The sequence below is a fragment of the Desulfurella sp. genome (assembly GCF_049977265.1).
GTDB lineage: Bacteria > Campylobacterota_A > Desulfurellia > Desulfurellales > Desulfurellaceae > Desulfurella.
Map to the genome: position 1 here is coordinate 1 of NZ_JBMFGQ010000054.1, position 8,041 is coordinate 8,041.

Below are 8,041 nucleotides of genomic sequence, written 5' to 3' on the forward strand. Positions count from 1 at the left end.
GTTAATGGTTTTTATGGTGCAAGTAGTATGGAAAGGTTGCCGGTAGAAGAAGCAATAAAACAACAAACAATGTTTTTTAAAAACATTAAAGTAAACTAAAAGGAGAAATTAAAATGGGATTAGACAATAATAAACTTTTGCAAATGCATACAGTAGAATATTTGAAACACTTCTTTTACTAATTAAGTTGAAAATAAAAAGTTCGTTTGGAGGATAAGATGGCATTAAAAGCAGCTTTCATATTCTTAGCGCCAGGTGCTGAACCATCAAAAGATAAAAGCATCATAGAAACAAAAGAGGTAGAGCTTCACGTAATAGGCTGTAAAGATTATCAACAAGCTTGTACAATAGCTAAGCAATTGGTAAGCGAAGGAGTAGCCGCTATTGAGCTTTGCGGTGGTTTTGGGAATTTGGGTGTAGCCGAAATTGTTAAAGCAATAGAAAATAAAATACCTGTAGGCGCTGTAAGGTTTGATAGTCATCCAGGTTTAAATAATTTAAGCGGAGACAAGATATTTTTATAGGAGGTTTTGTATGGATAAAGCAAAGCTGATATCTATGTACGAACTTATGGTTCGTATAAGAACATTTGAAGAGCGTGTGCGCAAAGAGTTTGCAACAGGTAACATAGGTGGCTTTATTCACCTATACAGTGGAGAAGAAGCTACTGCTGTTGGTGTTTGTTCTGCTCTTAGAAAAGACGACTACATCATAAGCACACACCGAGGCCACGGACATGTAATAGCAAAAGGCGGAAAAACTGACAGAATGATGGCAGAACTTTATGGAAAAATAACGGGATATAATAAAGGTAAAGGCGGTTCTATGCATATCGCAGATGTAGAGTTAGGTATTCTTGGAGCAAATGGTATAGTTGGTGCAGGCATAACAATTGCAAATGGAGCTGCTTTAGCTGCTCAAATGAAAGGCACAGACCAAGTATGTGCATGCTTTTTCAGTGACGGGGCATCAAACACTACACGTTTCCATGAAGGCATAAACTTAGCATCAATCTGGAAACTTCCTGTTGTGTTTGTTATCGAAAACAATGGTTATGCAGAATCTACGCCTGTAACTTACTCAACTAATATTAAAAACCTTGCAGAGAGAGCCTGTGCTTATGGTATACCAGGTGTTACAGTGGACGGCAACGATGTTTTAGCTGTATATGAAGCAGCTAAAGAGGCTGTTGAAAGAGCAAGAAAGAAAGAAGGCCCGACATTGCTTGAATGTAAAACATATAGGTACCATGGTCACTTTGAAGGTGATACCCAAGAATACAAACCAAAAGAAGAAGTTGAAGAATGGCTTAAAAAAGATCCAATACCTCGATTTGCTTCCAAACTTATAAATGGTAAAGTGGCTACCGAAAGCGAACTTAAAGAAATCGAAAAAAGAATTGAACAAGAAATTGAAGATGCTGTGAAATTTGCAGTTGAAAGTCCATACCCTGACGTAAGTGAAACTTTTGAAGATGTTTGGGCATAAATTATTAAGGAGGTGATTGTATGAAAACTGTAACATATATGCAAGCATTTAACGAAGCTGTAGATGAAGAGATGGCAAGAGATAAAACTGTATTTGCTCTTGGAGAAGATGTAGGGAACTTCTGGGGAAATGCGCTTGGCGAATACAAAGGATTGGCTGCAAAATATGGTGCCGAAAGACTTAGACAAACTCCAATATCTGAAACTGCTATAGTTGGAGCTGCAATTGGAGCTGCAGCATGTGGGCTAAGGCCTATTGCTGTCGTAATGTTCTCAGACTTTTTAGGTGTTCCCATGGATGAAATATTAAATCAGCTTACAAAAATGCGATACATGTTTGGTGGTATAATAAAGCTTCCAGTGGTAATTACATCTTACAGTGGGGCAGGTTTTCAGGCTGCTGCTCAGCACTCTAAAAATATGGAAGGGCTTTTTATGACTATCCCTGGACTTAAAATAGTTTCTCCTGCTACCCCATATGATGTAAAAGGCCTTATGAAATCTGCAATCAGAGATGATAATCCGGTATTATTTTTACTAAGAAGCGTATTACTAGCTGGAGGATTAAAAGGTGAAATACCAGAAGAAGAATACACTATACCTTTAGGTAAAGCAGATATAAAAAAAGAAGGCAAAGATGTAACTGTAGTTGCTATTGGAACAATGGTTCACAGAGCTCTTGCCTGCGCAGAAAAACTGGAAAAAGAAAAAGGTATAAGTGTAGAAGTTATCGATCCAAGAACAATAGTGCCACTCGATAAAGAAGCAATAATAAATTCTGTGAAGAAAACCAATAAACTTGTTATTATGGACGAAGAACCTAAAACAGGCAGTGTAGCAGCAGAGATAGCGGCTATTGTAGTAGAAGAAGCTTTCGACAGCCTTGATGCGCCAATAAAAAGAGTTTGTGCTCCAGATACGCCTGTCCCGTTTAGTCCTGTTTTGGAGAAATTCTGGATGCCAGACGAGGAAAATTTAGCAAAAGCTATAGAAGAAATCGTATAACTTAAAATTGGAGATCAAATGAATACTCCTAAGTTGCCTATATTTACAAACGTTTTGCAAGTAGCAGTAGTTGTTGATGACCTTTATAAGGCAATGAAACATTATTATGAAATCTACGGTATAGGTCCATGGAAGGTGTACACTTTTAATTCATCAACCGTATCGGACATGGTTATTAGAGATAAATCATCAAATTACAGCATGAAGCTTTCATTGTGCAATATAGGAAATGTTCAGTGGGAGCTGATCCAACCTCTTGATGAAAAAAGTATCTACTATGAATTTCTAAAAGAACACGGACCAGGTCTTCATCATGTAGCTTTTGCAGTTAATGACTACGATGAAACAGTTAATTACTTTAGACAAAATGGCATTGGAGTACTTCAAGGAGGCTTATGGAATAATCTCCAATACACCTACTTAGATACCCAAAGCACAATGTCTGCCATCGCAGAAATTTATCAGATTTCTAAAGATTTTACCTGGCCAGAACCAGAAGAAGTGTATCCATCAAAATAACAAATAGGGGGTTTGCCCCCTATTTTTAATAAGGAGAGCAAAATGAAAAAGGATATAATAATGCCTAAAATTGGACTAAGCAATAAACCTTTAACAATAGTTGAATGGAAGTTTAAAGAAGGCGATTTTATAAAAAAAGGCAATATTATTGTAACAGTTGAGACCGAAAAAATACGCTACGATATAGAATCGCCTATTGATGGATATTTGCATATAATAGCTCAAAACAAACAGGAAGTTGAAATCGGCAGTGTTATAGGGATTATAGCTGAAACTACAAAAGAGTATGAAGAAATAAAAAACATCACTTTAAATAAACAAGAACCACCAAAACAAGAATTTATAATAAACAAAAAGTCAGAAGTTGTTAAAGAAAAAGAAGAAAGGATAAAGATATCGCCCATTGCAAGAAATCTTGCAGAAGAGCACATGTTAGATATAACACAAATCAAAGGTACCGGACCTGATGGTAGAATTGTAAAAGAAGATATTGAAGCTTTTTTACAAAACCAAGGAACTTCTTATGATGGAAGGAAAGTTAAAGAAGTAATTCCTTTTACTGGTACCAGAAAAGCAATTGCAGAACATATGCACTCAAGTTTGTCAAATTCTGCACAAATTACTGTAATGGGAGAAATAGACGCCTATGAGCTTGTTAATTTAAGAGAACAATTATTAAATAAAGAATCAGAATTAGGCGTACGTATAACCTACACTGACTTACTTGTATACTTTGTTTCCAGGACTCTAAAAGACTTCAGCCTAATTAACTCAAGTATAATTGACAATGAAATAAAGATTTGGGAAGATGTCAACATAGGTGTTGCAGTAGCGCTTGAAGATGGACTAATTGTACCTGTAATAAAAAATGCTGATAAAAAAACTCTCATAGAAATAAGCAAAAATCTGAAAGATTTATCAAATAAAGCTAGAGAGAGAAAACTTGAGATTTCAGATGTTAAAGGTTCAACATTCAGTTTAACAAATCTTGGAGCTTTTGGAGGAGGGTATCGTTTTGAAACTGTAATAATAAATCAGCCTGAATCTGCCATTTTAGGTACAGGTGGTATTGTAGATAGACCAGTTGTAGTAAATAAAGAGATTGTTATAAGACCAATTATGACATACTATCTTACTTACGACCATAGAGTTATTGATGGAGCTTTGGCAGCAAAATTTATAAACAAACTCAAAGAAGTTTTGGAAAATGCAAGCAAAATATATGGAGGAAAATATGAATGATCCTATAGAATTATTAAATATATTAAATGACAATCTAAATCGCTTCTCAAAAGAGTGGAATAAGCAAACAACAGCTTTCTTTAGTTTAATGAACTCTATTGAATCAGATGGTGCCCTTTCTTCAAAAATTAAAGAAATCATTGCAATTGGTATATCCATTGCAGTAAAATGTGAATGGTGCATAGATTACCATGTTAAATCTGCTCTTGATAAAGGTGCAACCAAAGAGGAAATTATGGAAGCCTCCTGGGTAGCAGTATTAATGGGTGGTGGTCCTTCTCTAATGTATACCCAATATGTTCAAAACGCTTTAGATAAATTTGCCAAATAGTTATGAATAAATGCAGTGTTTATAGGCTGGGTGTCGTTGAATATTCAAAAGCTTACCAAATCCAACACGAATTAGTAAAAAAAAAGCTTAATGAATCTTTGCAGGATGTGCTTTTGCTTTTGGAGCACCCACCTACTATAACACTTGGCAAATCAGGTAAAATAGAAAACATAGTGGTTGAAAAAACTGTATTAGAAAAACACAATATTGCGTTACACTTTGTTGACAGAGGCGGCGATGTAACATACCATGGCCCAGGACAGCTTGTGGGGTATCCCATTATAGACATTGAAGAGGAAAATCTAACCTTTCACGATTACATACATAATCTTGAGCAAACGATAATAGATACTTTATCTGTTTTTGGATTAAAAGCTTATAGAAAAGAAAATTACAGGGGTGTTTGGACTGATAGTGGAAAAATTGCATCAATAGGTATCAGAATAGTAAAAAAAATCACCATGCATGGATTTGCCTTGAATGTTAATCCCAATTTGAATCATTTTAATTTTATAATTCCATGCGGTCTTTCAAATGAGCATATGACTTCTATTTTTGAAATGACGCAAAATCATATTCCACTAGATAGCATTATGAATGTTTATGAGGAAAATTTCTCCAAAATTTTTAAATATGAGTTAGATTATGGTACCTTATTGGCTTAAAAAAAACTTAAACATGGAAAATATTGGATACATGCAAGAAATTTTAAGAAATTTACACTTACATACTGTATGTGAAGAAGCGTTTTGTCCAAACATAAGCGAATGCTTTGCGTTAAAAACCGCGACGTTTCTTATTATGGGAAGGTACTGTACCAGAAATTGTAGATTTTGTAACGTAGTTCATCATAAACCAGAACCAATTAATTTCAAAGAACCTGACATGATTTTTCAGGCTGTAACATATTTAAACTTGAAATATGTTGTAATAACAAGCGTAACGAGAGACGATTTACCTGATTTTGGATCATCATGCTTTGTAAAAGTAGTTGAAAAACTTAAACCACTCAATGTTAAAATTGAGCTTTTAATACCAGATTTTCAAGTTAAAACTGAATGTTTGCAATCAGTTGCAAATTCTGGAGCTCAGATCATTGGACATAATATAGAAACTGTAAAAAGACTTTATCCTCAAGCAAGACCTCAGGCTGATTATAACAGATCTTTGAACGTTTTAAAAAGCTTAAAGCATCTCAACCCAGACCTTATAACAAAGTCTGGCATAATGGTAGGTCTTGGCGAAACACAAAATGAAGTAATTGATACCATGAATGATATTGCACAAACAGGGTGCGATATTTTAACTATAGGACAATACCTGCAACCATCAAAAGATCATCTTCCGGTTACCAAATTCTTAGATCCGTCTGAGTTTGAACACTATAAAAGCATTGCCAAAAAAATAGGTTTTAAATATGTGGAATCTTCTGTTTTTACAAGAAGCTCCTATCATGCAGAGAATGCTTACAATAGCTTAGTGCCAAGAAAAACTTGACCATATTTTGATTTCATTATAGAATTACAATCGAATTATGCAGAAAAATATTAAGAATTTTAAAGAAAATATTCTCGAAAATATTTTTGGTCAAAGAAAAACATCTAATGTTGTGCGTATTTTAATTGATTCATTCGATGAATTAATATTCATCGTAAATTCAGAAGGTAAAGTTATTTACCTCAATACAAAATCCAAGAAATACTTTAAAATTACAAATTGTAATGATATTGAAAATTTCTTCAATATAGACAAAGATTATATTAAACTGTGCCTAGAAGGAAAAGCCTTTTCTTCAATAAAAGTATTTTTTGAAGACAATATTATTTATTTTGATCTAGCTCCAATAACGTTAAATTCTAGAATTATTGGGGGATTGATCGCAATTTATGAAAAGTATGATAGCGAATCTTTTAATATTACATTTCAATTGTTAAACAATATAAACAAGGAAATAGAAATGTTTTACGAAATGTATTATGACGAGATAATGGTAACTGATGATAAAGGTACAATTATCGGTGTTAACAATCCAGTTTGTGAAGAATACTATAATTTAAACGAAGCAAATTTGATTAATTTAAATGTAAAAGAACTAGAGAATAAAGGAATTTTTAAACCATCTGTAACTCTTAAAGCAATTAAGGAGAAAAAACATATTTCTATTATACAAAAAACTCAAACTGGAAAAGTATTAATGGTTTATGGTTTACCTGTATTTGATAATAGCTTTAAATTATTAAAAGTGTTTAGCACATCAAAAAATCTTACTGAAATATATACATTAAAAGAAAAATTAAATAAAACCGAAAAACTAATGGAAAAATATTATTTAAAATTAAAAGAAATAAAAAACGAGAAAAACTTATTTGAATATGTTGTATATAAAAGCCCGCAAATGAAAAATTTAGTGGATTTAATTAAAAGGATCTCTACCGTTGACTCTCATATCGTTTTAAGCGGAGAATCTGGATCAGGAAAAACCCTTTTTGCGGAAATCATTCATAAATTAAGTAACAGGCAAAACCATGAATTTGTTAATATCAATTGTGGGGCTATACCTGAAAATTTACTCGAATCAGAACTCTTTGGTTATGAAAAAGGAGCTTTTACGGGAGCAAGAAATGAAGGTAAGATTGGATATGTAGAATTGGCAAATAATGGAACTTTGTTTTTAGATGAAATAAGCGAATTGCCTTTGCGAATGCAAGTGAAACTATTAAAAGTATTGGATGAAAAAAATTTTATAAAAGTAGGTGGCATAAAACCTATTAAATCTGATTTTAGGTTGATAGCCGCTACCAATAAAGATTTAGAAAAATTAGTAAAAGAAAATAAATTCAGAGAAGATCTATTTTATAGGTTAAATGTAATTCAAATTAATATACCACCATTACGCGAAAGAAAAGATGACATACCATTGCTTGCAAATTTCTTTATGGAAAAATATAATAAAAAATATAACACCAATAAAAAACTTGGTCCAAAAGTATTTGATGCCTTTTTAGAATATCAATGGCCTGGTAACGTAAGAGAGCTGGAAAATATTATAGAAAGACTGGTGGTTACTATAGACAAAAACTTAATAGAAAAATCAGATTTACCATCACTCTTTTTTAACCAAAATTTTTCAAGTTTACAAATTGACTATATTTTTCCTTTAAAAAAATCTATAGACGATTTAGAAAAACAATTGTTACAAAAAGCCTATAAAATTCATAAAAACACTTATAAAATGGCTGAAGTTCTAGGAATAAGCCAATCCAGCGTTGTAAGAAAATTAAAGAAATATAAAATAGATATTAATTCAAATATGGATTAAAAATTCATATTTGAATTAATCGATTTACTTACAAGAAAAAGAATTATATTTTTACTAAGTCATTTTTGCATTAAAGCTTTATCTTAAATTAATAATTTTATTAATATAAAGTTTATTTTAAAGCAGTGGAACACTTAT

The 8,041-nt window shown here is 32.6% G+C and carries 10 protein-coding genes; all 10 read left to right on the forward strand.

The annotated features are described in order from the left end of the window. A partial coding sequence (locus tag ACP5FO_RS08025) for a phosphoenolpyruvate hydrolase family protein (RefSeq protein ID WP_428157341.1) occupies nt 1-99 on the forward strand: 99 nt, incomplete at its 5' end. A gap of 119 nt (nt 100-218) precedes the next feature. Beyond that, on the forward strand, nt 219-524 hold the full coding sequence (locus ACP5FO_RS08030; RefSeq protein WP_428157333.1) for a DUF6506 family protein: 306 nt from the start codon (nt 219-221) through the stop codon (nt 522-524). Nucleotides 525-534: 10 nt separating this feature from the next. Further along, complete coding sequence (locus ACP5FO_RS08035; protein ID WP_428157334.1) at nt 535-1,488, forward strand: thiamine pyrophosphate-dependent dehydrogenase E1 component subunit alpha; 954 nt, start codon at nt 535-537, stop codon at nt 1,486-1,488. Between the two features lie 20 nt (nt 1,489-1,508). Continuing rightward, a complete protein-coding gene (locus ACP5FO_RS08040) occupies nt 1,509-2,492 on the forward strand; it encodes an alpha-ketoacid dehydrogenase subunit beta (protein ID WP_428157335.1) in 984 nt (327 codons plus the stop codon). An 18-nt stretch (nt 2,493-2,510) separates the two neighbouring features. Further along, nucleotides 2,511-3,011 carry a VOC family protein gene (locus ACP5FO_RS08045; RefSeq protein ID WP_428157336.1) on the forward strand — a complete coding sequence of 167 codons (501 nt, stop codon included), beginning with the start codon at nt 2,511-2,513 and terminating at the stop codon, nt 3,009-3,011. A gap of 42 nt (nt 3,012-3,053) precedes the next feature. Next, entirely contained in the window at nt 3,054-4,253 is a 1,200-nt protein-coding gene (locus ACP5FO_RS08050; protein WP_428157337.1) for a dihydrolipoamide acetyltransferase family protein, read from the forward strand. Continuing rightward, complete coding sequence (locus tag ACP5FO_RS08055) at nt 4,246-4,584, forward strand: carboxymuconolactone decarboxylase family protein (protein ID WP_025392286.1); 339 nt, start codon at nt 4,246-4,248, stop codon at nt 4,582-4,584. The genes ACP5FO_RS08050 and ACP5FO_RS08055 overlap by 8 nt, the downstream gene beginning before the upstream one ends. A 2-nt stretch (nt 4,585-4,586) precedes the next feature. Further along, nucleotides 4,587-5,249 carry a lipoyl(octanoyl) transferase LipB gene (lipB, locus tag ACP5FO_RS08060; RefSeq protein ID WP_428157338.1) on the forward strand — a complete coding sequence of 221 codons (663 nt, stop codon included), beginning with the start codon at nt 4,587-4,589 and terminating at the stop codon, nt 5,247-5,249. Beyond that, the gene (gene lipA / locus ACP5FO_RS08065; protein ID WP_428157339.1) at nt 5,230-6,081 is read left to right on the forward strand and encodes a lipoyl synthase; all 852 of its coding nucleotides are present in this window, start codon (nt 5,230-5,232) and stop codon (nt 6,079-6,081) included. Before lipB ends, lipA begins: the two co-directional genes overlap by 20 nt. A gap of 37 nt (nt 6,082-6,118) precedes the next feature. Further along, complete coding sequence (locus ACP5FO_RS08070; RefSeq protein ID WP_428157340.1) at nt 6,119-7,903, forward strand: sigma-54 interaction domain-containing protein; 1,785 nt, start codon at nt 6,119-6,121, stop codon at nt 7,901-7,903. Nucleotides 7,904-8,041 lie beyond the last annotated feature (138 nt).

Coding starts and splice junctions, on each gene's coding strand:
- ACP5FO_RS08030 (WP_428157333.1), top strand. CDS start 219: ATGGCATTAAAAGCAGCTTTCATATTCTTAGCGCCAGGTGCTGAACCA.
- ACP5FO_RS08035 (WP_428157334.1), top strand. CDS start 535: ATGGATAAAGCAAAGCTGATATCTATGTACGAACTTATGGTTCGTATA.
- ACP5FO_RS08040 (WP_428157335.1), top strand. CDS start 1,509: ATGAAAACTGTAACATATATGCAAGCATTTAACGAAGCTGTAGATGAA.
- ACP5FO_RS08045 (WP_428157336.1), top strand. CDS start 2,511: ATGAATACTCCTAAGTTGCCTATATTTACAAACGTTTTGCAAGTAGCA.
- ACP5FO_RS08050 (WP_428157337.1), top strand. CDS start 3,054: ATGAAAAAGGATATAATAATGCCTAAAATTGGACTAAGCAATAAACCT.
- ACP5FO_RS08055 (WP_025392286.1), top strand. CDS start 4,246: ATGAATGATCCTATAGAATTATTAAATATATTAAATGACAATCTAAAT.
- lipB (WP_428157338.1), top strand. CDS start 4,587: ATGAATAAATGCAGTGTTTATAGGCTGGGTGTCGTTGAATATTCAAAA.
- lipA (WP_428157339.1), top strand. CDS start 5,230: ATGGTACCTTATTGGCTTAAAAAAAACTTAAACATGGAAAATATTGGA.
- ACP5FO_RS08070 (WP_428157340.1), top strand. CDS start 6,119: ATGCAGAAAAATATTAAGAATTTTAAAGAAAATATTCTCGAAAATATT.